General features: G+C 56.5%; 32 protein-coding genes and 1 tRNA gene. 17 read left to right on the top strand and 16 right to left on the bottom strand.

Going from position 1 to position 26,862, the window contains the following annotated elements; genetic code table 11:
- Window positions 1-9 precede the first annotated feature (9 nt).
- From ACR0BD_RS10460 to ribD, 3 genes are all read left to right on the top strand, one after another.
- Window positions 10-423, top strand: a complete 414-nt coding sequence (locus ACR0BD_RS10460) for a secondary thiamine-phosphate synthase enzyme YjbQ (RefSeq protein ID WP_480697833.1) — start codon at window positions 10-12, stop codon at window positions 421-423.
- Window positions 424-544: 121 nt separating this feature from the next.
- Window positions 545-1,015 carry a transcriptional regulator NrdR gene (nrdR, locus tag ACR0BD_RS10465; RefSeq protein ID WP_037307671.1) on the top strand — a complete coding sequence of 157 codons (471 nt, stop codon included), beginning with the start codon at window positions 545-547 and terminating at the stop codon, window positions 1,013-1,015.
- A complete protein-coding gene (ribD, locus tag ACR0BD_RS10470) occupies window positions 1,012-2,112 on the top strand; it encodes a bifunctional diaminohydroxyphosphoribosylaminopyrimidine deaminase/5-amino-6-(5-phosphoribosylamino)uracil reductase RibD (RefSeq protein ID WP_480830271.1) in 1,101 nt (366 codons plus the stop codon). Before nrdR ends, ribD begins: the two co-directional genes overlap by 4 nt.
- Here ribD and ACR0BD_RS10475 read toward each other — a convergent pair.
- From ACR0BD_RS10475 to ACR0BD_RS10485, 3 genes are read right to left on the bottom strand one after another with little or no spacing between them, the layout of a single operon-like run.
- On the bottom strand, window positions 2,109-4,109 hold the full coding sequence (locus ACR0BD_RS10475) for a capsular polysaccharide biosynthesis protein (RefSeq protein WP_480830272.1): 2,001 nt from the start codon (window positions 4,107-4,109) through the stop codon (window positions 2,109-2,111). The two genes, ribD and ACR0BD_RS10475, sit on opposite strands and share 4 nt — an antisense overlap.
- The gene (locus tag ACR0BD_RS10480) at window positions 4,109-5,239 is read right to left on the bottom strand and encodes a polysaccharide biosynthesis/export family protein (protein ID WP_480697828.1); all 1,131 of its coding nucleotides are present in this window, start codon (window positions 5,237-5,239) and stop codon (window positions 4,109-4,111) included. Before ACR0BD_RS10480 ends, ACR0BD_RS10475 begins: the two co-directional genes overlap by 1 nt.
- A 53-nt stretch (window positions 5,240-5,292) precedes the next feature.
- Window positions 5,293-6,618 (bottom strand): capsule biosynthesis protein, encoded by a 1,326-nt coding sequence (locus tag ACR0BD_RS10485; protein WP_480830273.1) that lies wholly within the window; start codon window positions 6,616-6,618, stop codon window positions 5,293-5,295.
- A 139-nt stretch (window positions 6,619-6,757) separates the two neighbouring features.
- Here ACR0BD_RS10485 and ACR0BD_RS10490 point away from each other — a divergent pair, with 139 nt between their 5' ends.
- From ACR0BD_RS10490 to ACR0BD_RS10520, 7 genes are all read left to right on the top strand, one after another.
- Entirely contained in the window at window positions 6,758-7,345 is a 588-nt protein-coding gene (locus tag ACR0BD_RS10490; protein WP_480697824.1) for a riboflavin synthase, read from the top strand.
- Between the two features lie 103 nt (window positions 7,346-7,448).
- Window positions 7,449-8,570, top strand: a complete 1,122-nt coding sequence (gene ribB / locus ACR0BD_RS10495) for a 3,4-dihydroxy-2-butanone-4-phosphate synthase (RefSeq protein WP_480830274.1) — start codon at window positions 7,449-7,451, stop codon at window positions 8,568-8,570.
- Window positions 8,571-8,572: 2 nt separating this feature from the next.
- Entirely contained in the window at window positions 8,573-9,124 is a 552-nt protein-coding gene (locus ACR0BD_RS10500; protein ID WP_480830275.1) for a 6,7-dimethyl-8-ribityllumazine synthase, read from the top strand.
- The gene (nusB, locus tag ACR0BD_RS10505; RefSeq protein ID WP_480697818.1) at window positions 9,121-9,603 is read left to right on the top strand and encodes a transcription antitermination factor NusB; all 483 of its coding nucleotides are present in this window, start codon (window positions 9,121-9,123) and stop codon (window positions 9,601-9,603) included. Before ACR0BD_RS10500 ends, nusB begins: the two co-directional genes overlap by 4 nt.
- A gap of 59 nt (window positions 9,604-9,662) precedes the next feature.
- The gene (locus ACR0BD_RS10510; RefSeq protein ID WP_480830276.1) at window positions 9,663-9,959 is read left to right on the top strand and encodes a hypothetical protein; all 297 of its coding nucleotides are present in this window, start codon (window positions 9,663-9,665) and stop codon (window positions 9,957-9,959) included.
- Between the two features lie 430 nt (window positions 9,960-10,389).
- Window positions 10,390-10,689, top strand: a complete 300-nt coding sequence (locus ACR0BD_RS10515; protein WP_480830277.1) for a hypothetical protein — start codon at window positions 10,390-10,392, stop codon at window positions 10,687-10,689.
- 506 nt (window positions 10,690-11,195) lie between these two features.
- Window positions 11,196-11,627, top strand: coding sequence for an MmcB family DNA repair protein (locus tag ACR0BD_RS10520; RefSeq protein WP_480830278.1), 432 nt, complete (start codon window positions 11,196-11,198; stop codon window positions 11,625-11,627).
- Between the two features lie 4 nt (window positions 11,628-11,631).
- On the opposite strand, the gene ACR0BD_RS10525 is transcribed toward ACR0BD_RS10520, so the two are convergent.
- A complete protein-coding gene (locus ACR0BD_RS10525; protein ID WP_480697810.1) occupies window positions 11,632-11,820 on the bottom strand; it encodes a DUF6324 family protein in 189 nt (62 codons plus the stop codon).
- A gap of 77 nt (window positions 11,821-11,897) precedes the next feature.
- Between ACR0BD_RS10525 and ACR0BD_RS10530 the strand changes: the two genes are divergently transcribed.
- On the top strand, window positions 11,898-12,380 hold the full coding sequence (locus tag ACR0BD_RS10530; protein WP_480830279.1) for a GNAT family N-acetyltransferase: 483 nt from the start codon (window positions 11,898-11,900) through the stop codon (window positions 12,378-12,380).
- Window positions 12,381-12,427: 47 nt separating this feature from the next.
- Window positions 12,428-12,504 (top strand) — tRNA-His (locus ACR0BD_RS10535).
- 115 nt (window positions 12,505-12,619) lie between these two features.
- Here ACR0BD_RS10535 and ACR0BD_RS10540 read toward each other — a convergent pair.
- The 10 genes from ACR0BD_RS10540 to secG form a co-directional block, all read right to left on the bottom strand.
- Complete coding sequence (locus tag ACR0BD_RS10540; protein WP_480830280.1) at window positions 12,620-13,426, bottom strand: ABC transporter permease; 807 nt, start codon at window positions 13,424-13,426, stop codon at window positions 12,620-12,622.
- Window positions 13,423-14,310, bottom strand: coding sequence for an ABC transporter permease (locus ACR0BD_RS10545; protein WP_480697804.1), 888 nt, complete (start codon window positions 14,308-14,310; stop codon window positions 13,423-13,425). The genes ACR0BD_RS10540 and ACR0BD_RS10545 overlap by 4 nt, the downstream gene beginning before the upstream one ends.
- Window positions 14,311-14,391: 81 nt before the next feature.
- Window positions 14,392-15,141 (bottom strand): transporter substrate-binding domain-containing protein, encoded by a 750-nt coding sequence (locus ACR0BD_RS10550; protein ID WP_480830281.1) that lies wholly within the window; start codon window positions 15,139-15,141, stop codon window positions 14,392-14,394.
- Window positions 15,142-15,173: 32 nt separating this feature from the next.
- The gene (locus ACR0BD_RS10555) at window positions 15,174-15,950 is read right to left on the bottom strand and encodes an ABC transporter ATP-binding protein (RefSeq protein ID WP_480697800.1); all 777 of its coding nucleotides are present in this window, start codon (window positions 15,948-15,950) and stop codon (window positions 15,174-15,176) included.
- Window positions 15,951-16,075: 125 nt separating this feature from the next.
- A complete protein-coding gene (locus tag ACR0BD_RS10560; RefSeq protein WP_480830282.1) occupies window positions 16,076-16,810 on the bottom strand; it encodes a phosphate/phosphite/phosphonate ABC transporter substrate-binding protein in 735 nt (244 codons plus the stop codon).
- 14 nt (window positions 16,811-16,824) lie between these two features.
- Complete coding sequence (locus ACR0BD_RS10565; protein WP_480697796.1) at window positions 16,825-17,262, bottom strand: tellurite resistance TerB family protein; 438 nt, start codon at window positions 17,260-17,262, stop codon at window positions 16,825-16,827.
- Window positions 17,263-17,282: 20 nt separating this feature from the next.
- On the bottom strand, window positions 17,283-17,732 hold the full coding sequence (locus tag ACR0BD_RS10570; RefSeq protein ID WP_480830283.1) for a tellurite resistance TerB family protein: 450 nt from the start codon (window positions 17,730-17,732) through the stop codon (window positions 17,283-17,285).
- A 121-nt stretch (window positions 17,733-17,853) separates the two neighbouring features.
- Window positions 17,854-18,630 carry an isocitrate lyase/PEP mutase family protein gene (locus tag ACR0BD_RS10575; RefSeq protein WP_480830284.1) on the bottom strand — a complete coding sequence of 259 codons (777 nt, stop codon included), beginning with the start codon at window positions 18,628-18,630 and terminating at the stop codon, window positions 17,854-17,856.
- A gap of 94 nt (window positions 18,631-18,724) precedes the next feature.
- Complete coding sequence (locus ACR0BD_RS10580) at window positions 18,725-20,368, bottom strand: CTP synthase (protein ID WP_480830285.1); 1,644 nt, start codon at window positions 20,366-20,368, stop codon at window positions 18,725-18,727.
- Between the two features lie 160 nt (window positions 20,369-20,528).
- Window positions 20,529-20,894 carry a preprotein translocase subunit SecG gene (gene secG / locus ACR0BD_RS10585; RefSeq protein WP_480697789.1) on the bottom strand — a complete coding sequence of 122 codons (366 nt, stop codon included), beginning with the start codon at window positions 20,892-20,894 and terminating at the stop codon, window positions 20,529-20,531.
- 150 nt (window positions 20,895-21,044) lie between these two features.
- On the opposite strand from secG, the gene nthA reads away from it, so the two are divergent.
- The 5 genes from nthA (at window position 21,045) to ACR0BD_RS10610 (ending at window position 24,423) form a co-directional block, all read left to right on the top strand.
- Window positions 21,045-21,659 carry a nitrile hydratase subunit alpha gene (gene nthA / locus ACR0BD_RS10590; protein WP_480830652.1) on the top strand — a complete coding sequence of 205 codons (615 nt, stop codon included), beginning with the start codon at window positions 21,045-21,047 and terminating at the stop codon, window positions 21,657-21,659.
- A complete protein-coding gene (nthB, locus tag ACR0BD_RS10595) occupies window positions 21,656-22,333 on the top strand; it encodes a nitrile hydratase subunit beta (RefSeq protein WP_480830286.1) in 678 nt (225 codons plus the stop codon). The genes nthA and nthB overlap by 4 nt, the downstream gene beginning before the upstream one ends.
- Window positions 22,330-22,665, top strand: coding sequence for a nitrile hydratase accessory protein (locus ACR0BD_RS10600; protein WP_480697785.1), 336 nt, complete (start codon window positions 22,330-22,332; stop codon window positions 22,663-22,665). The genes nthB and ACR0BD_RS10600 overlap by 4 nt, the downstream gene beginning before the upstream one ends.
- Window positions 22,666-22,885: 220 nt before the next feature.
- Window positions 22,886-24,181, top strand: a complete 1,296-nt coding sequence (locus tag ACR0BD_RS10605; RefSeq protein WP_480830287.1) for an adenylosuccinate synthase — start codon at window positions 22,886-22,888, stop codon at window positions 24,179-24,181.
- A complete protein-coding gene (locus ACR0BD_RS10610) occupies window positions 24,181-24,423 on the top strand; it encodes a DUF2842 domain-containing protein (protein ID WP_480830288.1) in 243 nt (80 codons plus the stop codon). Before ACR0BD_RS10605 ends, ACR0BD_RS10610 begins: the two co-directional genes overlap by 1 nt.
- 9 nt (window positions 24,424-24,432) lie before the next feature.
- Here the strand turns inward: ACR0BD_RS10610 and ACR0BD_RS10615 are convergent, their stop codons facing one another.
- Window positions 24,433-24,996, bottom strand: a complete 564-nt coding sequence (locus tag ACR0BD_RS10615; RefSeq protein ID WP_480830289.1) for an N-acetyltransferase family protein — start codon at window positions 24,994-24,996, stop codon at window positions 24,433-24,435.
- 182 nt (window positions 24,997-25,178) lie between these two features.
- Window positions 25,179-26,840, bottom strand: a complete 1,662-nt coding sequence (locus tag ACR0BD_RS10620) for a hypothetical protein (RefSeq protein WP_480830290.1) — start codon at window positions 26,838-26,840, stop codon at window positions 25,179-25,181.
- Window positions 26,841-26,862: the final 22 nt, after the last annotated feature.

Consider the following 26,862-nt stretch of genomic DNA (forward strand, 5'->3'; position numbering starts at 1 on the left):
AGCCACGTCTTGCAGACCGAGTTTTTAATTTCGACGCATGGACCTGGGTTGTATGAGTTCACCCGGAATGTGCGCAACTGGCTTAACTCGGTCGATCAGGACGGGCTGCTGACTCTGTTTGTGCGCCACACGTCGTGTTCCCTCGTGATACAGGAAAACGCGGATCCTGAGGTGCAAACCGATCTGGGCGCTTTCTTCGAGCGCCTTGTGCCGGCTTCGGATCATCCTTCGATGTCCTATCTGAAGCATACCTATGAAGGCCCAGATGATATGCCCGCGCATATAAAGGCGGCGCTGTTGCCAGTGTCGCTCAGTATCCCGGTGGTGGCGGGTCAACCCGTGCTGGGAACATGGCAGGGGATTTACCTGTTCGAGCATCGCTCCATGTCGCATAACCGCAAGGTTGCCGCGCATTTCGCGTGACCCCTTTATCTTGCGGTGAAAAATTCCGACTACCCAAACTCTAGCGGCTGCCCTATAGTTGTGGATAAGTAAGCCAAAGTGCTTACAAAAAGAGGCGGAATTAGGGACGAGGAGACGGCGGATGCGCTGCCCGTTTTGCGGAAATATCGACACTCAGGTGAAAGATTCACGACCTGCAGAGGACCACGTCGCAATCCGTCGACGCCGTTTCTGCCCGGCTTGCGGTGGACGCTTCACGACGTATGAGCGCGTTCAGCTGCGCGATCTCGTGGTGATCAAAACCAACGGCAAACGCGAAGACTTTGACCGGGACAAGCTGGAACGCTCGATCCGAATCTCCATGCAGAAACGCCCCATTGATCCAGAGCGTATCGACCAGATGATCTCGGGCATCGTGCGCCGTTTGGAAAGCATGGGCGAGACTGACATCCCGTCCAGCAAGATCGGTGAGATTGTCATGGAAGCTCTGGCGCGTATTGACACCGTCGCCTATGTTCGCTTTGCGAGCGTATACAAGAATTTCCAGGCGGCCGATGATTTCGAGGAATTTGTCCACGAACTGCGCCCGCCGCAGCCTTCGACTGACGAGTGAGCGAAACAGATAAGCGATATATGGCGTTGGCCTTGTCTTTGGGTCGGCGCGGCTGGGGGACGTGTTGGCCCAACCCGTCGGTGGGTTGTGTGATTGTCCGAGATGACCGGATCGTTGGTCGCGGATGGACGCAACATGGCGGACGTCCACATGCCGAAACCGAGGCATTGTCGCAGGCGGGGGCGGCGGCAAAAGGTGCCACAGCTTATGTGTCGCTTGAACCCTGCGCCCACCACGGCAAGACGCCACCCTGTACTGAGGCGCTGATTGATGCTGGTGTGAAACGCGTTGTTTCTCCGATCGAGGATAGCGATCCGCGCGTTGCAGGGCGTGGTTTTGCAAGGTTGCGAGAAGCAGGGGTCGAAGTCACGACCGGCGTACTGTCGGAGTTGGCCGAGCGGGACCACGCGGGCTTTTTCCTCAAGATTGAACAAGGGCGACCGTTCGTTACCCTTAAACTGGCCAGCAGTTTTGACGGACGGATCGCAACGGCCAGCGGTCACAGCAAGTGGATCACCGGGCCACAGGCAAGGCGCGAGGTCCACGCAATGCGCGCCGTACATGACGCTGTTATGGTCGGTGCGGGTACGGCTCGGGCAGATGATCCTTCGCTCACGGTTCGTGACCTCGGGGTTGAGGCGCAACCTGTTCGTGTCGTTGTCTCGCGGCATCTTGACCTGCCTCTGATGGGTCATCTGGCCCGCACTGCGGCGCAAGTGCCGGTTTGGTTGTGCCACGGGCCGTCGCCCGATGCAGAACGGGCGCAAGCATGGAAAAATCTGGGCGCGCGTCTGATCCCCTGTGCCTTGAAAGACCACCACATTGACGCGTTGGATTTGTTGCAACAACTCGGACACGCGGGCCTGACTCGTGTCTTCTGCGAGGGGGGCTCCGCCCTGGCGGCGTCGCTGCTTGAACGTGATTTGGTGGACGAGCTGGTGGGCTTTAGCGCTGGCTTAACCATTGGTGCAGAAGGTTTGCCTGCCATCGGCACCCTCGGCCTTGAAACGCTTGAAACTGCACCTCGGTTCGAACTTGCTGAAGCGCGGGCCGTTGGTCCGGACGTTCTGCATCGTTGGAGGCGATCCCTGCGCTAACGTCGCCAGAGGTGCGCGTAAGTGGCCAGAGCACCTTGCAGCTTTGACAGCAGGCGCAACGCAGGTCCTCGGTTAGTCCAGTCACCATCCTCTAGCCGCGCCAATGCGACTTCCACTGGGCAGGGTTGACCTGTGACAGGATCAAAATAACGCGGGTAGTCAATCAGTGCAGCGTGAACCAAGCCCATAAGAGAAGGGCGCGCGCCACGTCGCGCAGGTACGTTCCCAAGGTCGTTGGTCAGCCCCCAGCCTGCATAAAACGGCGCCCCCAGTGTCGTGACGCTTATCCCTCGCAGCAGCGCCTCAAAGCCCAGCAGGGACGTCATTGTCCAGACCTCGTCGACTTGCGACAGAAGCAATGCTGGGTTTGTTTGCGGCGCGACGATGTCTGCGAGGTCGTTTGCATCTATTGCCCCATCGCGCAGCCCCGCTTCGACATCCGGATGTGGTTTGTAGATCACGATCGCATTGGGGTTTTCTTGGCGTGCAACGCGCAGCAGGTCGGCATTGGTACGAACACTGCCAGCGCCCAACAAAACAGATGCATCGTCCTCAACCTGACCGGGCACCAGTATCCGGTGTCCATCAGGCAGGGCAGGAGGGGAGCCGCCGACATTATACTTGCTGATCTGCCCGGAATTAATACGCGATACCAGTTTTTCAGCGCGCAACTCTTGATCCGGCCGCAGTTTTTCCCGACGTGAGACGAGCTCTTCCAGTTTGCTGGGGCGTGTCGGATCGTAGTATATTCCCTGATCGTCAGTCACCAGCGACAGGGGCGGTACTAAATGCGCACCCAATCCTTTGGATCGCAATAGTCCATCTTCGACACGGATGACATTTTCAAGGCCATCGGCGTGGCGGGCCCAAATCATGTGAGGTTTGGCGGAAGACGGGGGCGGGCCTTTGGTAAATTCGACCTTATGGACGCTTCCAAAGACATCTTGCAGGTGTTTACGCTTCCATAGCCGCATGCCCGAAGCTGTCCAACCGGCATGATCCTGTCGCCACGCGCGGGTACGCGCTTCTAAAATGTCCAGCACAGTTTCCAACTGGCACAGCTCATCCCGGTAAGGATCATACCAGGTGGGGTACAGGATCATTGCAACTGCGAATAGCTGAGCAGCCGTTAGTGTGCGTTGGCGGCGCGTAAAATATGCTTCGTCCTTGGTCAGGCCCCAACCGGCGTAAAAAGGTTGGCCGAATACGCGTGGCTTATGCCCCGCCAGGATCGCTTCGAACCCGAACTGAGAGGACAGCGTGTATACCCCGACCGCGCCCTCTAGCAGCGACCAGGGGCTAATCGGGTCACTAAATTCTGACACGCGGTCCGTCAGATCCTGTTCCGAGTAGTACCCGCTGCGGTGCCCGGCGATCGTCTCGGGGTGGGTCTTGATCAGGACACGGGCACCGGGGTGTTCCTCTTGCGCCATTACCAGCATTTCACGAAAGCGCGCTGTGTCGCCTGCGCTGGCGGTGACAGATGCATCATCGCGTGCCTGATCGACAACGAGAACGTATCCCGGGTCCGGCGGAGGGCGCGTCGGATCGAAAGCCGAGTACTTGCTAAGATGTAATTCCTTTATCCGCGCAATCGCGCCACGTGCTCGGTTCAATAGGGCCGTGTCGTCCAGCGGGTGGGTCGCCAACAACGTCTCGACATCCGATGACTGGGCTGGATCAAAATGGACCCCAGAGCGATCCAGAAGCAACCCCAGAGGCGGCTCGCCGCTGCGACCCGGATGGAGCGATCGCAAAAACGCGTCTTCGACGCGCAGGACGGGCGCGCTATGTCTCTCGGCGACGCCCAGACCGCGATGGGCGGTGGGGCTATTGCCCCAGACGCCAACAACACTGTCAGCTTCCTTGGGTTTGCCCAGCTTTATGTCGTACCCGGCCAGCGAAAGGATACGCCGAACCCGACGGTCTGTCAGAAAACCACCGTTGTAGACAAACAACTGTGTGCGTTCATCGTTTGCCGGTATGTCGGATGACATCACCCGCCCGTTAACGTGGTGACATTGGCAAGAGGGGTGAGGCCGCCCGCGATCAATGAGATCGACTTGCTCCACTGAGCATATGGGGCTTCGGTCACGTAAATCGTGTCGTCGTCTCGAATGACAAAGTCACGCGCAATGAACAGGCCATTCGGGGCGGTCAGGTTCAGCAGGTAAATCACGCGTTGATCGCCTTGCAGGTCAGCCCGTCCCATTACGGTTCTGGCAATGTCCTGTCGCTCTTTCCTAAGGACAAAAATGCCTGTTGGATCCGAGGACAAGGATTGCAAGCCGCCGACCTGAGCCAAAGCTTCCAAGGCCGAGAGATCCTGACTGTCAAAGGCGACGCGTGATTGTCCCGTCGCACCAAGTGCTACATATGAACGGCTATCGGCTTCGACCAGAATGCGGTCACCGGCGCGCAAGGCGATATCCAGTTCCGGGTTGCTGAAGAGGTCGTCATACCAGACCGTGCCCCTTTGGTTTCCACGCAGCACCGTTACCAGCGCTATATCAGACCCGACAGACACGCCGCCAGCTTGCGATAACATCCCCGCCAGGGTGCGCGTGGGGCTTTCGATTGGGTAAATGCCCGGCGCCCCGATTTCGCCGTTCAATGATACGGTTGAGCCGTTTCCGGCAGATCTGCGAACCTCGACCTGAGGGTCAGGGGTCTGTTCGCGCAGCTCACCGGTAATCAACTGGCGCAACTGCTCGGGCGTGTTTCCTGCCGCGCGAACACGGCCAGCGTAGGGCACAAAGATAAAGCCATCGCTGTCGACCTGGATATCGTTCAGCGAAGTGGCGCCGCCTGCCTGGGACGTCAAAAGGCCGTCATCCACGTTTTCCCAAATGGAGAGGCTTAGAACATCACCCGGTCGAACGGTATCCGCTTTCAGGTTCTCTGCGCTGCGAAACGATTGCGAGAATCCGAAATGTGGGATCGCAGACGTGGCTTGAGCCACGCGGTCGTCCACTTCGACGACAAAGGCGTTGCCGCCATTTTCCACCGAACCGGCAAGTATTTCGTTTTTGCTGGGGCCAGACTTAGGGAGCTGGCACGCGGCCAGCAGACCAAAAGCGGCAACAAGGGAAATCCCCCGCACCCATTGGGTAGGAAAGCGCTGCACTGCCGAATATCCTCAGTCTTCTTTTCTTTGTTTCAAGTTACCCGGTCGATGCCTCAAACTCCAGCACCAACCTGTTTATGCCCATCAACGACCTGCAACTGTGTCGTCCGCGCCTCTTTCGGCTTGAGAAGAGCCTGATAGGGATCCTCTGCTGACAACATCATGTCCGTCACACGCCTAAGTAGCTGGCGCCTTCCTCGTCTGGAATAAAAACCCCCAGGGATCTGAGAGGTTTTCAAAAGAAACTGACGGTAGGTTTGATATGCGGCTAGATCGGGTGGCGTCGGATTGGCAAAAAAGTCAGCTATGGACTGTCGCGAGTTGAACTCGGGTTTGTCGTAGACGGATCGCCCAAACGCCCGCAGTGGGATGCCGCGCCAAAGGACTTGCTGACCAGCGGTAGAGTTGATCGTAATTGCAGAATTCGCGTCATTCAGCAGGCGGGCAAGTTTCCCGCCGGGGACATAGTGGACCCGGTCGGCGACCCCATATCGGGCGGCAATTTCTCGACTGCGCCGGCCCAGAGGTTCCCGATGATTTTCAAGCGGATGCTCTTTGATGACCAGTTGGTGATGCTGCGGTGCGCCTTTTGCAAAGCCTTGGATAGCGTGCTCCAAAAACTCGGACGTACACGAATAGTCTGAGTGAGATTGAACAGAGCTGTCATGCCCGAGTTGTAGTAACGCGAGGTGATAGGGCATGCCGCTTTTCCGCGCGCGCAGCGTGGCCCAGCGGCGGTCAATTCTGTGGAACGGCATGAACATCAACCGTTTGAAATAAAGCCAGAACTCTTTTGAGACCGGAAGGTCGCGGTGACGGCGAAAGTTTCGGTACTTTTGATTGAGAAACAGAACAAACCAGTGATAGAGAGCCCCGTAAAAGATGTGCTGTCGCATATCGCCCCAATGGGACGGTGGGGGCGGCTCTTGCGTATCGGATCGTTCCAGGGCGTGCTCCATATCCGCTACGTCTAGCGTCATAAGGCGCGAGTTTCCGTTGGATCCCGCACGCTCATACGTCACCCACCAAGGCCGCAAATAGCCTTCTTCGAAGACGTGAACTGTGATGTTGCGGTCATTCGCGATCTCCACGGCATGTGCGTGGATTGGACGCGTATCGCCGTAAAGCACGATATCGGTGACGCCCAGAGAAGTTATCAGCTCATATAACCGAGCGGGCCATTGTTCGGGGCGGTCGGTGTAGGGAATGTAACTGCCAGGGTCGCTCCAAAAAGCCTTATCACCAGCGTTGAACCCAACGCGCCACGTCTCAGCCCCGGTTTTGCGCAGAGCGTGCGCCAAGCTGCTGAAAAACGGGCCATGTGGTCCCTGTAAGAACAGGAAGACGCGGCCCTGCTTGCCTGTGGTGAGTGGTGGCATCTGTGCTGCTCTTGTCTTTGGGTTTCAAATTTATGCCTTTTTGCGCCGCGTGCGGCAAGGCAGGGCTTGCCCGGACGGGCGGTTACCCTTACCTCGGCACTGACAACGGCTCATAGTCTAAACACCGAGGGTAAAGTAAATGTTCACTGGGATCGTCACCGATGTTGGCACCGTAACCGAGCTTGACCAGCAGGGTGATCTGCGGGCCCGCATCAAAACGGGCTATGACACTGCCGGAATCGATATCGGCGCTTCCATTGCCAGCGATGGTGTGTGCCTGACCGTGATTGCGCTGGGCGACGACTGGTACGATGTCCAGATCAGCGCCGAGACCGTATCGAAGACCAATCTGGACGTTTGGCAACTTGGTAAACGCGTCAACCTTGAGCGTGCGCTTAAGGTCGGGGATGAGCTGGGCGGTCACATCGTTTCTGGTCACGTAGATGGCGTAGCCGAAGTTGTTGCCGTGCAGGATGAGGGTGACAGCACCCGCGTTACCCTTCGTGCGCCCAAGGATCTGGCGCGGTTCATCGCGCCTAAGGGATCTGTCGCACTGAACGGCACATCTCTGACCGTGAATGATGTGGACGACTGCGATTTCGGCATCAACTTCATCCCCCACACCAAAGAGGTGACGACTTGGGGTGATGTCTCGGTTGGGGACAAGGTGAACCTTGAGATCGACACGCTGGCCCGCTACGTGGCCCGTCTGGCCGAAATGTCCTGATTTAAACGCCGCGTTCTGACCAGTTCGGGGCGTTTGCAGACTGGCCTTTGCGCGCGGGGTGGTCTATCCACCCGTGCAAACTTGCTCAGCGAAAGGCTGCCCAATGAGCTTTGAAACCCCCGGACCCGTCGAGGCGCAACTGCGCGACGCGATCAGCCCGATCGAAGAGATCATCGAAGAGGCGAGCAAAGGCCGGATGTACATTCTGGTCGACCACGAAGATCGCGAGAACGAAGGCGATCTGGTCATCGCTGCCGAGTTTGCGGATGCCGAGGCGATCAACTTCATGGCCACCCATGGGCGCGGGCTGATCTGTCTGCCGATGACGGCGGAACGTGTGGACGCGTTGGGCCTGCCGATGATGGCCGTGAACAACTCATCCCGTCATGAAACAGCGTTCACCGTATCGATCGAAGCGCGTGAGGGTGTGTCGACCGGGATTTCCGCCGCAGATCGCGCGCTTACCGTAGCAACGGCGATCAACGAACAGAACACGATGGCGCATATCGCAACACCGGGTCACATCTTCCCCCTGCGCGCTAAGCGGGGTGGGGTGCTGGTGCGTGCGGGTCATACCGAGGCCGCCGTTGATATCTCACGCCTCGCTGGGCTGAACCCCTCGGGTGTCATCTGCGAGATCATGAAGCCCGACGGCACCATGGCCCGACTGCCCGATCTGGTGGAGTTCGCTAAAACCCACGACATGAAGATCGGCACGATCAGCGATCTGATCAGTTACCGATCGCGCAATGATAACCTTGTCGTCGAAACCTCGCGCGAAACGGTCACCTCCGAATATGGGGGCGAATGGGAGATGCGGATTTTCACCGATCAGACCCACGGCATCGAACATGTGGTGATGATCAAAGGTGACATTGCGACACCCCAGCCTGTGCTGACCCGCACCCACGCGCTGCACGAAGCGCCTGATATTCTGGGTCTTGGCCCCAAATCCTCGCGCGAATTGCCACGCGCGATGGAGAAGATCGCCGAGGAAGGCAGGGGCGTCGTCTGCCTGTTCCGCCAGCCGCGCAACTCGCTTTACGCGCCGGAAGATGAAGGCCCGCGGACCATCAAGCAAACCGGCCTTGGTTCGCAGATCCTGTCCAAGATGGGCATTCAGGAACTGATACTGCTGACCGACTCGCCTGAAACCGTATATCTGGGGCTCGACGCCTTTGGTCTGTCCATCGTCGGCACCCGCTCTATCCTCAAGGAAGACTGATCGTGGCTGAACAAGACAAACACGGCGTCCTGCCGACCCCGACCTTCGACAAGCCGGTGAAACTGCTGCTGGTGGTGGCCCCGTTCTATCGTGCCATTGCCGACAATATGGTCGCCGGTGCCAAGGCCGAGATCGAGGCCGCAGGCGGCACCTGCGACGTCGTCGAAGTACCCGGTGCGCTGGAGATTCCGACCACCATCGCCATGGCGGATCGTCAGTGCAACTATGACGGCTATGTCGCGCTGGGCTGCGTTATTCGTGGCGAGACCACGCATTATGAAACCGTCTGCAACGATTCCAGCCGGGCCATCCAGTTGATGGGCCTGCAGGGCTTGCTGATCGGCAACGGTATCCTGACCGTCGAAAACGACGAACAGGCCGAGGTTCGCGCCAACCCTGAAAAGATGAATAAAGGTGGCGGAGCGGCCGCTGCGGCCTTGCATCTGATCGCGCTCAGCCGTAAGTGGGGCTCTTCCAAAAAGGGCGTGGGCTTTAAGCCCCCGTCCGAGTCCATCCTTGTGGCGGGCGACAGCAACGGACCCAAGACAGCATGACCCAGACCGACGCGCCGAAACCGGCCAACCAGAAACGCCTGATGAAATCCGCCGCCCGGCTTTATGCTGTTCAGGCGTTGTTCCAAATGGAGCAGTCGGGCCAGACGACCGAGCAGGTTGTGACCGAGTTTCTGGATCACCGGTTTGGTGCCGTCTACGAGGGCGAGGAAATGCTGGACGGCGACATCCGCCTGTTCCGCAAACTGGTTGAGGATGCGGTGAACTACCAGGCCCCGATCGACCAGATGACCGACCGCGCGCTGGTGGCGAAATGGCCTATTGCTCGCATTGACCCGACCCTGCGTGCCACCTTCCGCGCCGCGGGCGCTGAGCTGACCCAAAATGACACGCCCCCCAAGGTGGTCATCAATGAATTCGTCGACGTGGCCCGCGCCTTTTTCCCCGAAGGCAAAGAGCCGAAGTTCGTCAACGCCGTTCTGGACCACATGGCCCGCGAGGCGCAACCCGAGGCGTTCTGACGCCTTTACCGGCAACCGACTTGCGCTAGAATTACGGTTGTAGCGCAAGGAGGCCCAATATGCCCAAACTGATCCGCTTGTATATCACCCAAGTCGCGTGGGGCTTTGTCATCGCGGCCGTGTTTGTCGGTGTGTTGCTGGCGTTGAACGTCGGAAACTTGCGTCACCTGATCACCGGCTCTGACATAGGCCTGATCGCTTTGTTCATGATATGGTTCATGAATGGGATCGTGTTTGCAGGCGTACAATTTGCTTACAAAATCATGAGCATGGCCGAAAAACCCCAAGGCCCGCGCCGGGGTACGCCAGTTGTAAGCAGCTTTGAACCTGCTCGGGTGAAGGTTGAAGAAAGCTGAACGTTGGTGAGGCTTGGACCTGACAACTAAGCCTCAGCGTAACAGTGGCGCACGGACTCCATTCGTACCTTGAAAATCCTTCTGGGGAGTATTCTTATGGCGCGCAAGCAGGATAGCAGTGCCAAAGAAAGCCAATTTTTGTGAACGCGCCGACATACGAAGAGGTGATTACCTCTGATGCTTTTAGACAAGATCTCCATGATTTGAACGCGGCCATTGCCGAAGGATTGCAAAAGGCAGGGCAGCTCGTCGCGATAAATGGAAATGTCTGCTACACCCACATGCTGCAAGACTTCCATCTTGGTGAGCCATCCCCGGTTAAAGAGCTCAAATGGCCCGCATTGCACCACCTTTCGAAGCGGCTGAGACCGTCTTGGTTTCCCGCTGATGTTTATGTACCCCCTGGCTCAGTGGATCTGCCTTTGCTCTGATGGAGCAGTTTAAGCCGTCAGCGATCATCACGCACAATCAAGTGGGGGAATACAGTCATATCGAACACGTCATGCTGCACCATGCCGTGTCACATGCTGCGCAAAGGTATGGGGCAGGGCAATTATTGAACTTCGGCGTCGGATTGCCGGTCGCAGAACTGACCGTACCCGTTCGCCCAGATCAGAAAAATCTATTGTTTGCTGAGTACATGCCGCAATGGAATGGCCGCCAAATGTACGATTTCGCATTGAAAGACGAGACATTCGTAAAGGTCAATTTTGCGCAAACCATTGACTGAAGGCAGAAGTGGCGGGACCACCAGTCAACCGTGCGGTTTGATTCCCGAGGACCTGTATGTACAGGTGGGCGCCGGGTAATCAGGCCAGGACCTGAACAGAGCCAGCCCCCTCGGAATTGCTTAAGGCCACCAGAATGCTACCTGTCACAAGAAGGGCAGAACCCGCCAAGCGCTTACCTAGGGCGTCCGGAGGGTTCGCACAAGGGGTCAGGCAACAACTGTTTCGTTCAATGCCGTGCTCGTTCCATCAGCTTGTCTGTTTTGGTTCGATAACCGCAACCGGCATAGACCATGGTGCAAAGATAAAAGGTTGTTCTCTTCTGTGCGACTCAACGGTCTTCAAGACGCCATTCCATTGCGCCGTATAACGTTTTTGGGGGCGGCAAGGGACATTTCGAAACGATTGGACCACTGCAAGATGGACATGCCTAACCGCATCCATTCCAAGCTTTAGTTTCAATGTGTTGCGCCTTGCCTTTTGTTCTCTAATTGTTCACATTTCTGAAATGACTTTGGATCTTCAACCAGGACAGAAACTAGCACGAGGCGTCGCGCGGCATTTGTCGGCGCATGGGTTTGTGTCTGTGGAAGAATTCGTGCCCACACGCGGTCTGCGTGTGGATGTTATGGGATTGGGTCCCCGGGGCGAGCTTTGGGTTGTCGAGTGTAAGTCCAGTCGGGCTGACTATCAGTCAGACGCGAAATGGCAAGGGTACCTGGAATGGTGTGACAGGTTTTTCTGGGCCGTCGATATTGATTTTCCAACGGAACTGCTGCCTGCGCAAACCGGTCTGATTATTGCTGACGCTTATGATGCGGAAATCGTGCGTATGGCCCCGGAAGAAAAGGTGGCTCCGGCGCGGCGTAAGAAAATGATTCAGAAATTTGCGATGGACGCCGCGCGCAGATTGCAAACCTTGCGCGACCCAAGGCTTTAGGTCGTCAGCTTTTTACAGCCAGTGCAGCTTGCGCCGCAGCGCGAATTTCTTCTGCGATTTCCTCGGCCTCTTCGGGTTCAAAGTCCATGGGAATCTCGACGCCATCGGCTTCGATGAACAGGCGTACCATTCCTTGGTCGGTGGGGCCGATCTGCAGGTTGGCCTGAATGTCACGTTCGGTGTTGATGCCCATTTGCGCCTCCGGAGATGAAGGTTCGTGCTAGCGCGCAAAGACTTGAGAATCAAGCCGCCGATGCTATCAGATGGGGTATGCATGATATTCAGCTTCGACCGTTTGATCCGAATGATGTTCCTTGGTTGGTTGAACAGCACGGTATCCTGTACGAACGCGACGAAGGGTTCGACAAAAGCTTTGCGCAATTAGTGCACCAAATTCTGGATGATTTTGTGGTGAACCATGACCCCAGTTTCGAACGCGGATGGATTGCAGAAGATAGCGGCCGCAAACTGGGCAGTATATTTTGCGTAAAACTTGATGAACAAACTGCCAAGCTACGCCTGTTTTTTCTTGTCCCAGAGGCCCGCGGTAAAGGGCTGGGAAAACAGATGTTAACGGCGTGTATGTCGCATGCGCGGGATAGGGGTTTTGTCAAAATGGAGCTTTGGACGCATGAAAGTCACAAGGCTGCATGCGCACTTTACAAGTCCATGGGCTGGCAATTGACCGACAGTCGTCCGGTCCATTCTTTCGGTGTCGATCTGGTCGAACAAAGCTGGAAAATTCGGCTTTAATCCTCTTGCATTCCCCGGGCGCGTTCGGTACATCGCCCTTCACGAGTGCCGCCTTAGCTCAGTTGGTTAGAGCGCTGGATTGTGGATCCAGAGGTCCCCTGTTCAAGCCAGGGAGGCGGTACCATTACCCCCAAAAACTTCGGAAACATGGCTTAACGTTTGAACGTTAACTTGCGTTGGAACAAAAAAACGGGCCCGCAAAAGCACGCCCGTTTGGTCGCATCGAATGGCACCCTGCATCAACGTGCAAGGTTCAGTCGGAACCTCATTTTCGATTTCTGGGCAGTGGGAAGGTGCCGGTTCAACCGCTTGTTAACCATGCCGAAACCCCACACGATCACAAGTGTCAGCAGGATGAAATAGAACGCCAGAATGGGGTAGGGGACGAACGGGTTGAACGTCTTATCCGCAAAGTAACTGGCGTAATACAGCGCGTCTCCTCGCTGCTGCCAAGCTGGGAAGGCTGAGAAAAAGACCAACGTGGTGGATTGAAACAGAAAGATCGCCTCATTCGTGTATGCAGGCCACGCAAGGCGTAGCATTGTTGGCCAGACAATGCGGCGGAACCGCGACCAACCTGTCATGCCATAAGCGTCAGCAGCCTCAATGTCGCCTTTGGGGATCGACCGAAGCGCACCGTAGAAGATTTCCCCCGAATAGGCGGCCGTGTTCAGGAACAAGACAATCAACGCACCAAGCCAAGCTGATGTAAGCGCGTCGAACATTGGGTAGGATTTCTTCAATGACAGGAAGAGGAAATAAGCAAAGAAGAACTGAATAAACAAGGGCGAGCCGCGGAAGATAAAGATAAACCATTCCGAAGGCTTACGTATCCATTTATTCGGTGAGGCCTTTCCCAGCGCGACAGCCGTCGCCAAAAAGAACCCGGTCGCCAATGCAACAAAACCGAAATAGACGTTCCAGATCATCCCTGAGCCAATCAGGGTGAAATGCTCGCACAGTGTAAAGTCGGTTCTGGGCAGTAGCCGCTCACCATACCCGATCGACCGCAGGCCGTAATCCTGAATTGTTTGCAAGCAGCTCATGCCGTCGTCTCCTTGCGCAGAAGCTCTCCGCCTGCGGTGGCCTGACCGTGAGACAAACGCCGCATCAGTTTCTCAAGTCCGATTTCCGAAACGCGGGTCATGCCAAGGTAGAAAATCAGCAGGAACAGGAAATACCACATGCGCCAGTCGCCGTGAGGGTAACTTGTGAAACGCGAGGTCTTGGTGCCACCCAGTTCGCGCGCCCAATAGACGATGTCTTCGATGCCCAGCAGGAACAGCAGCGGAGTGGCTTTGATCAACACCATCCAAAGGTTCGACAAGCCGGGCAGGGCGTAGACCCACATTTGGGGCACAAGGATACGCCAGAACGTCTGGCGACGAGTCATGCCATAGGCTTCGGCCGTTTCCAGTTGAGCATGCGGCACTGCACGCATACCCCCGAAGAGAACGTTGGCCGCAAACGCGCCGAACACGATCGAGAATGTAACGACCGCCAGAAAAAACCCGTATGTTTCGTGAATCCATTCAGGGGCGCTGCCAAGCGGCAGTTTCGCAGCCTGACATACGATAAAGTCGTTGCCTTGTCGGACAGGGTCTGTCCACTCGGGGCACATCACCTGATGCCGTGTCCATTCAAAAGCTTGATCCAGCGCGATCACGAAGAACAGAAAGAACGCGATGTCAGGAACACCCCTGACAACGGCGATATAGCCTTTCCCTAGCCAACTTAGCGGCAGGAAATGCGAACGGGCGGCCATTGCGCCGGCAAAGCCGAAACTCAGCGCCACGGGGGCTGTGACAGCCAGCAGAGCCAGAACCTTGATAAAGGACAGGTAGAATGACCAATGAACGCCATTGGTCAGATAGCACGAGAACCACCGGAACGTACCGAGCGTGTCTGGATCAGCGCAATAGGAGAACATCGGGCGTCTTTCGAACGTCAGGCCGGGTTATCGGCCAAGGTGGCCCGGCACACGATGGGGCGCCGGGCCATGAGATGGCACTTAGTTGGTTACGATCGAACCATCAGTGTCGTAAGTCGGTGTACCTTCGCCGAACCATTTGATCAGCATTTCGTTCAAGGTACCGTCGGCTTTCATCGAGGTGATTGCCTCGTCAAATTTGCCGCGTAACTCACCGTCGCTTTCGCGAATGCCTAGGCCAATGCCGCCGCCCAGCGGTACATCGGGGCCTACAAAGATCAGTTCGCCACCTGATTCCTCGACCAGCGGGGCAAGGTAGTCTTTGTCGGCGAAGACAGCGTCAGCCTCGCCGTTGCGTACAGCTGCGATGGTTTCTTCGGGCGTCGCGAACTCTACCAGTGTCGCGCCGCTTTCGGCGATGTGACCGGCCTGAATGGTTGCTGTCTGCGCGGCTACGATGCCACCTTCTAGATCAACACCTTCCGAAGCTGCCACATAGGCCGAAGCGGTGGGCGGGAAATAGTTCTGGGTAAAGTCGATCACCTCGTCGCGTTCATCAGTGATCGACATACCTGCGATGATCGTATCGTAGTTGCCCGAGACGAGGTTCGGGATGATCGAATCCCAATCGTTCTTGACCCATTCGCATTCCAGGTTGGCGCGTTTGCACAGCTCATCACCCACTTCGCGCTCGAACCCGTCAATCTCACCTGCATCGTTGATGAAGTTATACGGAGGGTAAGCGCCTTCCGTGCCCATGCGCACAGTGTCGGCCATAGCGAAACCAGCTGTCAGGGCCAGTGCTGCAGTGGTCAGAATCAGGTTTTTCATTGGTTACTCCCCAGTTTAGTTCTGTCCAGAATTTACGCCGCCTTAGTGGCGGAGAGAAAGCCCTGAAGCCGTTCGGATTCAGGGGTAGTGAAGATGTCTTCCGGCAGGCCTTCTTCTTCGATGAGGCCCTGATGCAGGAAGACAACATGGCTGGAAATATCCGCAGCCATCTTCATGTCATGCGTGACGATGATCATGGTGCGGCCTTCTGCGGCAAGGTCTTTGATGACCTTGATCACTTCCTGCTCCAGCTCGGGATCAAGCGCTGATGTCGGTTCGTCGAACAACAGTGCCTCAGGCTCCATGCACAGGCCACGCGCAATCGCCGCGCGCTGTTGCTGACCCCCGGAAAGCTGGGCCGGATAGACATCGCACTTGTCGCCGATCCCTACCTTATCCAGATATTTGCGCGCGCTGTCTTCAACCTCTGCTTTGTCGCGGCCCAGAACGGTGACAGGCGCTTCCATCACGTTTTGCAGGATGGTCATATGAGCCCAAAGGTTGAATTGCTGAAACACCATCGACAGGTTGGTACGGATGCGCAAAACCTGCTTAGGATCGGCGGGACGGCGATTGTGGCCTTTTCCGCTCCAGCGTACGGGTTCACCTTTGAACAGGATTTCCCCTTGTTGACTGTCTTCCAACAGATTGCAGCACCGCAAAAGCGTCGATTTTCCTGAACCGGACGAGCCGATCAGTGACACGACGTCACCCCGTCTTGCTGTAATGTCCACCCCTTTCAGCACTTCGAGATTGCCGAAACTCTTGTGTAGGTTTTTGATCTCGATGACCGGAGTGGAATCTGTCACGGGTTGTCCAGGTTTGGTTGGTGTTGGTGCGGTACTAGGGCTTAAAATTCAGCTCAATGCAATGCGCAAATGACACGTTCAGGGTCTGAAACCGACGAAATGACCAGACGTTCTTACCAAATTGGTCAGGGATTGAGCAGGTCGACCGCCGTTTGGGGCGGGTTCGGCACAGACAGATATGCATCGGCTGGAACAGAGATCAGGTCGCGTACGTGTAGCAAAGCACGATCCTGATCAGATAGCATGTTGATGGCGGATTGAACGGAAAGCGCAACGCGCTGAGCATCCTGTCCAAGTGATGTGATGTACGGCAGGGCAAGGGTGGGCTCAGTGGCCTCGACAGCGCGTAAATCCTCGCCAAGGGTGGTGTGCTCTTTCAAAAGTTCCCACGTCAAGGCGTCCAGCGCAGCAAAATCGGCAGTTCCATATGCGACGGCCTGCGCCGACAAGGCGTGACCCCCGGTTTTCACAGCGGCACTGAGGCTTAGATGCCGCCGCGCCAGAAAGACGGTCGGAGCAGCCCAACCCGATTGAGACATTGAATCGTTAAAGGCAAACGTCCCCTTAACTAAGTCCTCCAGCCCGCGCGGATCGCCTTTTCTTGCGACAAAAACCGACCGGTAATATCCCGGCGGGCACCCACTGAGCCCATAGTCGGGCGTGCCGACAAGTTGCACCTTGCCGTGCAAAAAATTGCGATAAGGCATCCCGCAGGTCTGGGCGAACACGAGGTCTGCATGTTGCCAGACCTCCCAATCATCAATGCCTCGTGATAACTTCTCGGGGCCGTAGCCAAGGTTTTGACGAATCGAACGCCAGAAACGGTCATTTGCTGGCTGTAGTGCGGGCAAGTCATACATGCCCAACGACGCGATCACGAACTGGCGGCTTTCTGGCGGGCCAATGCGGAATCCACATCACTGACGCCCAACAAGCTAACCACAAGCCGCAGCAGAGAGTCCTCTTCACCTGTCCGCTGCCCATCCGCCAATGCGACTGACCACATGGCCTGAACCACCGCCAGCCTGTCTTCGTAAGCAACGGCTTCTTTGATTGCGCGGGTAAAGCGAACTGTGTCAGGGGCTTCAGCCTCGAGGTCTTCAGCTCGGGCGCGCAACGCAGCGGCTTCAAACGGCGATAGACCATAGCGCTCGGCAGAAACCCGGTCGATTCTGGCCATTTCACTGTCTGCGTAATCGTTGTCAGACCGCGCAATGCGCACCAACAAGGCCGTCAGGGCCAAGCGGGCATCTTCATCGGCAAGCGGATCGGGCTTCGGCTGAGTCAGCCGGGACAGAAAATCACTAAACATGAACCAGATATAGAGGTGAGCTAGGTCTCTTCCAAGCGTCTTTGCACACGCTCGCGGGCGGTTTGGCTGTCTTTGAAACTCAGGCCCATTGCGATGCGGGCCTCTTCGACGATTTTCATCTCGCCCTCATCGGACTCGCCATCGGCCAGAACGACCTCCCACAATGCATCCAGCGCGGCCAAACGTTCGTGTTGATCTGTTGTTTCGCGGATCAACTTGCCAAACGTATCCGTCTCGGGCGCGGCTGCATGTAGCTTTTCGCAGGTGGCCCGCACCTTTGCCGCTTCGATCGCGTTGTGCTGGTAGAGGCGTGCTAATATGCGGTCGATCAGGCTGATTTCTTCCAGTTTGTAATCGCGATCCGCCTGAGCCACACGAACCATCAGCGCCCCAAGCGCAAGCTCGGCATCTGGATCAGGTAGTTTATCATGCTGCGGCGGGCGGAAAGCCTGAAAGAACTTTTTCAACATACTGCGAGGTTAGTCTATATTTGGTACCCCGCCAAGCACGGACTACCGCACATAGCCGCATATGTTCATACGGTCACACAACGCGCTACACGCGCACAAAAAATCGACGACGGTAAAAGAGTTAGCCAGCGGATTGAATTGCGTGCTCTGCTTGCTTCTGCAGCCATCCTAGCATTTGGCGATACGGAACAGGGCCATAGCTTATGCGTGCAACACCCAGTCTTGCCAAAGTCGCTGTATCGGGCGTGCCGGGTAAGGCGATGATGTTGACCGGCAAATCGGTCGAGTCGCACAGGCGCGCAATCAGTTTTTCATCCTTTAGACCCGGAGCGAAGAACCCGCTTGCTCCGGCGTCGGCATAGGCTTTTGCGCGGGAAATTGCATCGTCCAGCATCGCTTCGTCATGTGTTTCCGGCTTGGCTTTCAGAAAGATATCCGTGCGCGCGTTGATAAAGGCCGAAACACCTGCCGCATCGCATCCTTCACGCATGGCAGCGACCCGGGCGGCCTGGGTCTCGATGTCATAAAGGTCTTTTGTTCCAATAATTTGGTCTTCAAAGTTGAATCCAACGACACCCGTTTCCAGCGCGAGGCGTGCGTTCGCTGCAATGTTGGCGGGGTCCTCAGCATATCCACCTTCGAAGTCCAGTGTGACCGGCAGATCAACCGCTGAAACGATGCGCCGGACATTATCCAGCGCAAACTCCATTGGGATGTTCTGCCCGTCTCCAAAACCCTGCGCCATGGCGACCGGGGCACTACCCGTCGCTATGGCCTTAGCGCCTGCATCGCGGACAGCACCTGCGCTGCCAGCGTCCCAGATGTTATACAGGATGACCGGGTCGCCCTTTTTGTGCAGGGTGGCAAAGGTTGCTGCGCGGGTTGCTTGATCGGTCATGGCAGGTCTCCTGTCTGGTCATATGGCGACAGTTAACCCTGTAAGAGGGTGTTTCGAACAGTAAATTCCGAAACAGCCCTCAATTTGCGGTGAATTACACCAGTCGCGACGTCTCTTTGGCGGCGCGTACGAAATCACGGAACAGCGGGTGCGGCTCGAATGGTTTGGATTTCAGTTCTGGGTGGTACTGGACGCCGATGAACCACGGATGGTCGGACCATTCGACGATCTCGGGCAGGCGGCCATCGGGCGACATGCCTGAAAAGTTGAGACCGGCCTTTTCAAGTTGTTCGCGATACTTGATGTCGACCTCATAGCGATGACGATGGCGTTCTTCGATATTTGTGCCGCCATAGACCTCGGCGACCTTGGAGCCATCTGCCAGTACCGCATCATACGCACCCAAACGCATGGTGCCGCCCTTGTCGTCACCGACTTTGCGTTCGACCTTGTGATTGCCCTGAACCCATTCCTTGAGGTGATAAACGACTGGCTCAAAACGTTTTTTACCGGCTTCATGGTCGAATTCCTCGGACCCGGCTTCGGTGATGCCAGCCGCATTGCGGGCTGCTTCGATCACTGCCATCTGCATGCCAAGGCAGATACCAAGGTAGGGTACCTTGTGCTCGCGCGCGTATTGGGCTGCTTTGATTTTACCCTCTGTACCACGTTCGCCGAAACCACCCGGAACAAGAATTGCATGGAAGCCTTCCAGATGTGGTGCGGCATCTTCGGTGTCGAACACTTCGGCGTCGACCCATTCAACCTTGACCTTGACGCGGTTTGCCATGCCGCCGTGGGTCAGTGCCTCAGCAATCGACTTATAGGCGTCTTCAAGCTGGGTATACTTACCGACGATAGCGACCTTCACTTCGCCTTCGGCGTTGTGGATACGGTCGCTGACGTCTTCCCACTTGGCCAGATCGGGCTTGGGGGCAGGGCTGATCTGGAACGCGTCCAGAACCGCCTGATCCAACCCCTCGCGGTGATAGGCCAGCGGAGCGTCGTAGATGGTGCTGAGGTCTTGCGCTGCAATCACGCTGTCGGGGCGTACGTTACAGAACAGCGCCAGTTTTTCGCGTTCCTTGGCGGGAATCGGCCCCTCGGAACGGCAAACCAAAATATCAGGGGCCAGACCGATCGAGCGCAGCTCTTTTACTGAGTGCTGGGTCGGCTTGGTTTTCAACTCACCCGAGGCTTTGATGTAGGGCAACAGTGTCAGGTGCATAAAGATACACTGACCGCGCGGCTTGTCCTGGCTGAACTGACGAATGGCTTCGAAAAAGGGCAGGCCCTCGATATCGCCGACGGTGCCGCCGATCTCGCACAGCATGAAATCAACCTCATCCTCGCCAATGGCGATGAAATCCTTGATTTCGTTGGTGACGTGCGGGATCACCTGAATGGTCTTGCCGAGGTAATCGCCTCGACGCTCTTTCTCGAGCACGTTGGAATAAATCCGGCCCGAGCTGACCGAGTCGGTCTTGCGCGCGGCAACACCGGTGAAGCGCTCATAATGGCCAAGGTCCAGATCGGTTTCAGCACCATCGTCGGTGACAAACACTTCGCCATGCTCAAACGGCGACATGGTGCCCGGGTCGACGTTCAGATAGGGGTCCAGTTTGCGCAGGCGAACCGAGTATCCTCTGGCCTGCAACAGCGCACCCAAGGCCGCCGAAGCCAGTCCTTTGCCCAAGGATGAAACCACACCACCAGTGATGAAAATAAATCGCGCCATGTTTTTTCGGCTGCTCCCGTGAGACGTCAAAATCAACTGCCCGGCGGCTTGAAAAAACCGCAGCACCACGGGACTTCACATATAAAGGATTCGCGCCAATAGCGCAAGAGAACCGCAAGATGCTGTTGCAGTTCTCTTTCAGATTTCTAAGTGTAGTGGATCAGTCGGCCTGCGGCAGCAACGGAGCGTTGTCACCCTGAGCAGGAGGCAGAAGATCGTCAGCAGATGGAACTGCAGGTGCACTTTCCTCAGCCGGGGCTGGGGCAGGAACACCCAGACGATCAATGACCGAGCTGCCCGAGGACTTCTGGGCCGCCAGAATGGTCAACGTGATCGACGTTACGATAAAGCACGCGGCCAGTATCCAGGTGACCTTGCCCAATGCTGTCGCCGCCGCGCGACCCGTCATGGCACCACCGCCGCCGCCACCCATGCCAAGCCCACCGCCTTCGGACCGCTGCATCAGAACAACGGCGATCAGGCCCAAAGCCAAAAGAAGATGGATGATGAGAACGACGTTTTCCATGGTGGTCCTGTACAGCGTGGCGTGTATCGCGTGGTACTTATGCAAGTTTGGTTCCGGGGGCAAGGGAGGAGTTCGCATCACGGTTGGTGATGTTGCGTATCACGCCAAAGGGACTGGACAGATCGGTACATGATCGCGCAACCTCCACCCATGCCACATGACGATCACGACCATCCGCACGCCCTTTTGCCACCTGAACCTGCGCTGCGGGTCAAAGCGTTGGAAACGATTCTGACTCGGAAGGGTTTGATCGATCCCGCGGCATTGGATGAAATCATCGACACTTATCAAAACAAGATAGGGCCGCAGAACGGCGCGCGCGTTGTGGCCAAGGCTTGGCTGGACCCAGAATTCCGACAGGCGCTGTTAGAGGATGCGACATCCGTCGTCGCTGATCTGGGTTTTTTCGGCCGCCAGGGTGAGCATATTGTTGCGGTCGAAAACACACCGGCGCTGCACAATATGGTGGTGTGTACGCTGTGCAGTTGCTACCCGTGGCCGCTGTTGGGAATACCTCCGGGCTGGTACAAGTCGGACGCTTATCGGGCCCGGGCCGTGCGCGAACCACGCAAAGTTCTGGCCGACTTCGGTGTGACGCTCGACGAAGATACATCTGTTCGCGTTTGGGATTCGACCGCCGAAATACGCTATCTTGTTCTTCCATTGAGGCCAGAGGGCACTGAAGGTCTAACCGAGGATGAACTCGCGGCGCTGGTAACCCGTGACAGCATGATTGGCACCGGACTGCCACGGGTGCCATCATGACCCGTGTTCACGATATGGGCGGCCGCTTTGGCGACGGTCCGGTCATACCAGACGCCGAAGACGCGCCGGTATTCCCGCAAGAGTGGCACGGTCGCGCCCTTGCGGTCACTCTGGCCGCTGGTTTTCTGGGGCAATGGAATATCGACACGTCGCGCCACGCACGCGAGAAATTGTCACCGAAAGACTACGCCCGGTTTTCGTATTACGAGAAATGGATATCCGCGTTGGCCGACCTTTTGGTCGAACAGGGCGTTTTGACCGTGGATGACTTAAAGGGGGTGCAAACAGACAAACCTCATCCCCTGACGTCGCGCATGTTGAAGGCCGATTCTGTAGCAGCCGCGTTGTCCAAAGGCGCTCCGGCGGACCGACCGTCAAACATCCCGGTACAATTCGAACCCGGCCAGGCGGTTCGAACGTTACGACCGGCATCAAACCGTCTTAAAGACGGCGGGCATACGCGCTTGCCTGCTTACGCATCAGGTGCAGTTGGTCGAATAGTCAGGGTGCACGGAACACATGTGCTTCCAGATTCCAGCGCACACGGATTAGGGGAAGCACCCGAGCCTTTGTACGCAGTCGGCTTTCCAGCGTCTGAACTTTGGGTAAACCCGGAAAGCCCACATGACGAGGTCGTGCTCGATCTTTGGCAAAGCTATCTGGAACCTGCATGAGCGACTGCTTTACACATTCCGCCCCGGAACCCGTCTTCGCGGCTCCTTGGCATGCCGATCTATTTGCATTGACCGTCGCGCTAAACGAGTCTGGATGTTTCAGTTGGCCGGATTGGGCCACACAGTTTTCCGCTACGTTAAAACGTCATGGGCTCGATAAGGAGCTGGATGGCGGAGACGATTATTTCAAAGCTTGGCTGGAGACTTTGGAAACTTTCCTGGCCGAGATAGGTGAAACCAGCGTACAGGACGTTACCGATTTCTCGGCGGCCTGGGAGCAAGCCTACCTCACGACGCCCCACGGACAACCTGTCAAGTTGGCGGCAGGGTAGGTAGGGGGGCTCTGCCCCCGCCGCCCGTTCCGGGCGACTCCCCCGGGATATTTGTGGCCAGATGAAGCAGGGGATCCGAACTTCATCTGGCTGAAAATATCCCCGCCGGAGGCTTCGCGCGTATGCGCGAATGTCATCTGCGGCGAAATATCGGTTTCCCTGCCGTCTGAGCCTCGCTATACGAGCCGGGTTTGAATACTCAGCGCGAAAAGGACCGGATATGGCCAACGTGGTTGTTGTCGGCGCCCAATGGGGTGACGAGGGAAAGGGCAAGATCGTCGACTGGCTCAGTGAACGGGCCGATGTGATTGCGCGTTTTCAAGGCGGGCACAATGCCGGGCATACTTTGGTAATTGATGGTGCGGTCTACAAACTGCACGCGTTGCCGTCGGGTGTTGTTCGCGGTGGCAAGTTAAGTGTGATCGGCAACGGCGTTGTTCTGGACCCCTGGCACTTGCTTAAAGAGATTGCGACTATTCGTGCGCAGGGCGTGGAGATTTCACCTGATACGTTGATGATCGCGGAAAACACGCCGCTGATTCTGCCGATCCACGGGGAATTGGACCGGGCGCGTGAAGAAGCGGCCAGCAAGGGGACAAAGATCGGAACAACCGGGCGGGGAATCGGGCCTGCATACGAAGACAAGGTTGGTCGACGTTCTGTGCGTGTTGCCGATCTGGCTGATGAAGCAACCCTAGAGGCGCGTGTTGACAGGGCGCTGCAGCATCATGATCCGTTGCGGAAGGGTCTGGGGATCGCGCCCGTAGATCGCGACGCTCTTGTCGCGCAACTCAAGGAAATCGCGTCGGAAATCCTACCTTTTGCTGCTCCCGTCTGGAAGGTGCTGAACGAAAAGCGCAAAGCCGGGAAGCGCATTCTTTTTGAAGGTGCGCAAGGCGCGTTGCTGGACATTGATTTTGGTACATATCCTTTTGTGACCTCGTCGAATGTAATTGCGGGGCAGGCTGCGACCGGTGTTGGCATAGGCCCCGGGTCGATCGATTTTGTGCTGGGAATTGTCAAAGCCTATACCACTCGCGTTGGCGAAGGTCCTTTCCCGACCGAACTGGAAGACGCTGATGGTCAGCGCCTGGGTGAGCGAGGGCACGAATTTGGTACGACAACAGGGCGCAAGCGTCGCTGCGGCTGGTTTGACGCTTGTCTTGTGCGCCAGACTTGTGCCACCAGCGGTGTGAATGGAATTTCTTTGACAAAACTGGATGTTCTGGACGGTTTTGAAACCCTGAAAATCTGCGTTGGATACGAATTGGATGGCGAGCGTTTGGACTATTTGCCCACTGCTGCTGATCAACAAGCGCGGTGCACGCCAATTTACGAAGAAATGCCGGGGTGGAGCGAATCGACTGAGGGTGCCCGCAGCTGGGCAGATCTGCCCGCCAATGCGATCAAATACGTCCGCCGTGTAGAAGAATTGATCGAATGCCCTGTGGCCTTGTTGTCGACCAGCCCGGAGAGGGATGACACCATATTGGTGACAGACCCGTTTGCAGACTGATGACTGACGAACAGAAATCGGGCCTCAGCTACAAAGCCCGCCGACGTTGGTCATTGGTTTTGCTGCTTATTGGCTTGCCGCTTTACATCGTTGCCGTGGTGACTGTGGTGAATTGGCTGGACCGTCCGCCGATTTGGCTGGAGTTTGTGGTTTACGTTGTGCTGGGCATCTTGTGGGCCCTGCCGTTCAAGTTTGTCTTCAAAGGCGTTGGCAAAGAAGACCCGAACGATCCAAACGATTAACGTTACCCGCTACCGAACAGTAGAGGCATCCAGTCCGGGCCATCTAAGAATTGCGCGGGCCATTGCGTGGTACTCGCCGGAAATTTCCTCGGCAACGCTGAATGGGGTTGGCCATGGCGTGGCCAGTGTAGCCTCGATCTGACCGGTGATCAGGTTCAGGTCCGCATCGTGTTTTGATGCCAGACGACGCATCTTTTGGTTGGTTGCCAAACACAGCATATGCACTTCTCGAATGCCTCGGTTCCGGGCAGCCGCGATTATTCGGGACAAAAGAGCATCGCCAATCCCGCGGTCTTGCCAGGAGGTTTCGACCGAAAAGGCGACTTCTGCGACGTGGTTGGTATTGTCCGGCACCACTCGCATCTCGCCAACACCGCGCAAGCACGCGTCGGGAAACGCGCCATAAACAAGCGCTGCATTGTCGAAAATATCAGATAGATAGGCCTGAATGAACTCGGGTTTAACCGAAACACCGAACCTCGACATGAGCGCGTCGGTGTCCAAGCTGTTGAAATGGCTCTCTATCTTTGGCTTGTCGTAAATTCTAAGACGTCTAATTGGAAGTTCATACATGGCGCAGCCTCTGTTTGAACGCGGGAAGACTTAAAACTGTCGTACTAGGGCTATCATAACAGATTTTTCTGCAGTGCAGCATAAATTTCTGAAAGTTGATCAGGAAAAGCAGTCGCCCGCGTAAATTCGCGCAAAAGAAAAGGCCGGGGAAATCCCCGACCTAACTCTATTGTTGGTCAATTTCAGCCTGCTGCGCGTTCGTCGTCATCCGGGCGGAAACCAATATGAGTCGACGCGGCAAACCGGCCACCGCCTGCTTTTTCGATTTTGCCATCACGAAGCAGTTGGCCAAAAGAGCGCAGGCTTTCCTCTCGATTGAATTCGTCCTGTTTGAGCGAGCGAATCTTGTTCATCAACTGAGGGCGCGAGAACTGCTCCTGTCCCTCGATGAATGACAGGTAGGATGCGGCGGCTTCAAGTAGATCGGGAAGGGACTGGGCACCTTGTTCTTGTGCGTAATTCGCAAATCCGCCTTCCTCCGTCGCCATTTCTTCGTCCTGTGCGCGGACACGACGCGGAGTGATCGGGGCGGCTTCGTCAGCGGGGGTATCGATACGCTGCTCGGCCACAAGTTTCAGCGGGGCCAAAGTGTCAGATTGCGGACGCATGCTGGTGACTTCGATTTCGGGACGGCGCGGGCTGACCGACGACGTGAAATCCCGGTATTCGGCTTCATCAGTTTCTTCGGCTTCTGGTGCTTTTTCTTTGCGTTCAGCCTCGGTGGCTGCAACGGCGGCGCGCAACTGCGAATAGGTTTCACGCTGATCACTGGTCGCGGGATCGTCCATCTGCACATTCGCCTTGTCCATCAGGCGGGATACATCCTGATCCGGACCGGAATCGTCAGAAGATTCGGTTGCCCGTCTAGCCAAGAACGCTTCGACGTTCGAGATTTCGCTTAACAGGTCTTGCTCATCCGCTGCCGTCAGGATGCCTTCCTCGAACTCTTCTACAGGCTCTTCCTGCTCGTCCGAGACGTCATCCATGGCGTAGTCGCCCAGAATGTTGACCGGCTCATCCTCTTCCTCGGCGGGTTCGTCATCTTCAAGAAGATCTTCTTCTTCAGACGTTTCGTCTTCGAACTGGGGCTCTTCCTCGGTCAACTCTTCTTGCAGAGCGATCTCTTCATCGACAGAAGGTTCTAGGTCTTCGCCGACCTGTTCATCGTCTTCAATGGCGAACTCGGACGCCATCTCATCTTCCGACGCAGGTTCTTCTTCCGCTTCGACCGGGCTGGCTTGCATGTCTTCGGCGACGGCATCAATCGCTTCTTCGGCTTCGTCTTCGAAATCCGATGCGCTGAGTGAACCAGCCTCAAACGCAGCAGCAACGGCGTCCGTTGGCGCGGCGGCTGCGTTCATCAGCGTGGTTTCTTCGTCTTCGGCATAGATGACCGAGTTTTCGTCGGTATGAGATACGACAGCCCGAATACGCTGCAGTTTGGCAGCAATGCTGTCGGCTGCTGGGGCAGGGGTTTCTTCAACGGGTTCAGACGTTTCAGCAACGGGTTCTGCGGGCGCAGTTTGCTGCATAAAACCAGAGACTTCGTTCGGCGTGGGAGCCGCAGAAATCGTCGCGGGCGCGGCTTGTTCTGTAGCTCGCAGGACAAGGCCGTGGTCGTTCTGGCTGGCTTCGACACGACGCGATGCGTCGCGTTGGGCGATACGAGCCAGCATTTCTGCGTCAGGCTGCGGAGGTTCGGATCCAAAGTAACGATCTTCGGCAGCGAGATCGCGAAAATACTCGGCAATCGCTTTCATCGTCTCGAACGAGTCGTCAAAGCCTTCCAATGTGCATGAGAAGGTTCCGTATGAAACGGTTAAAACCTTGTTATTCTGTACCATCAGACGCACGTCCTTTACAAAC

Source organism: Ruegeria sp. G5, assembly GCF_056533365.1.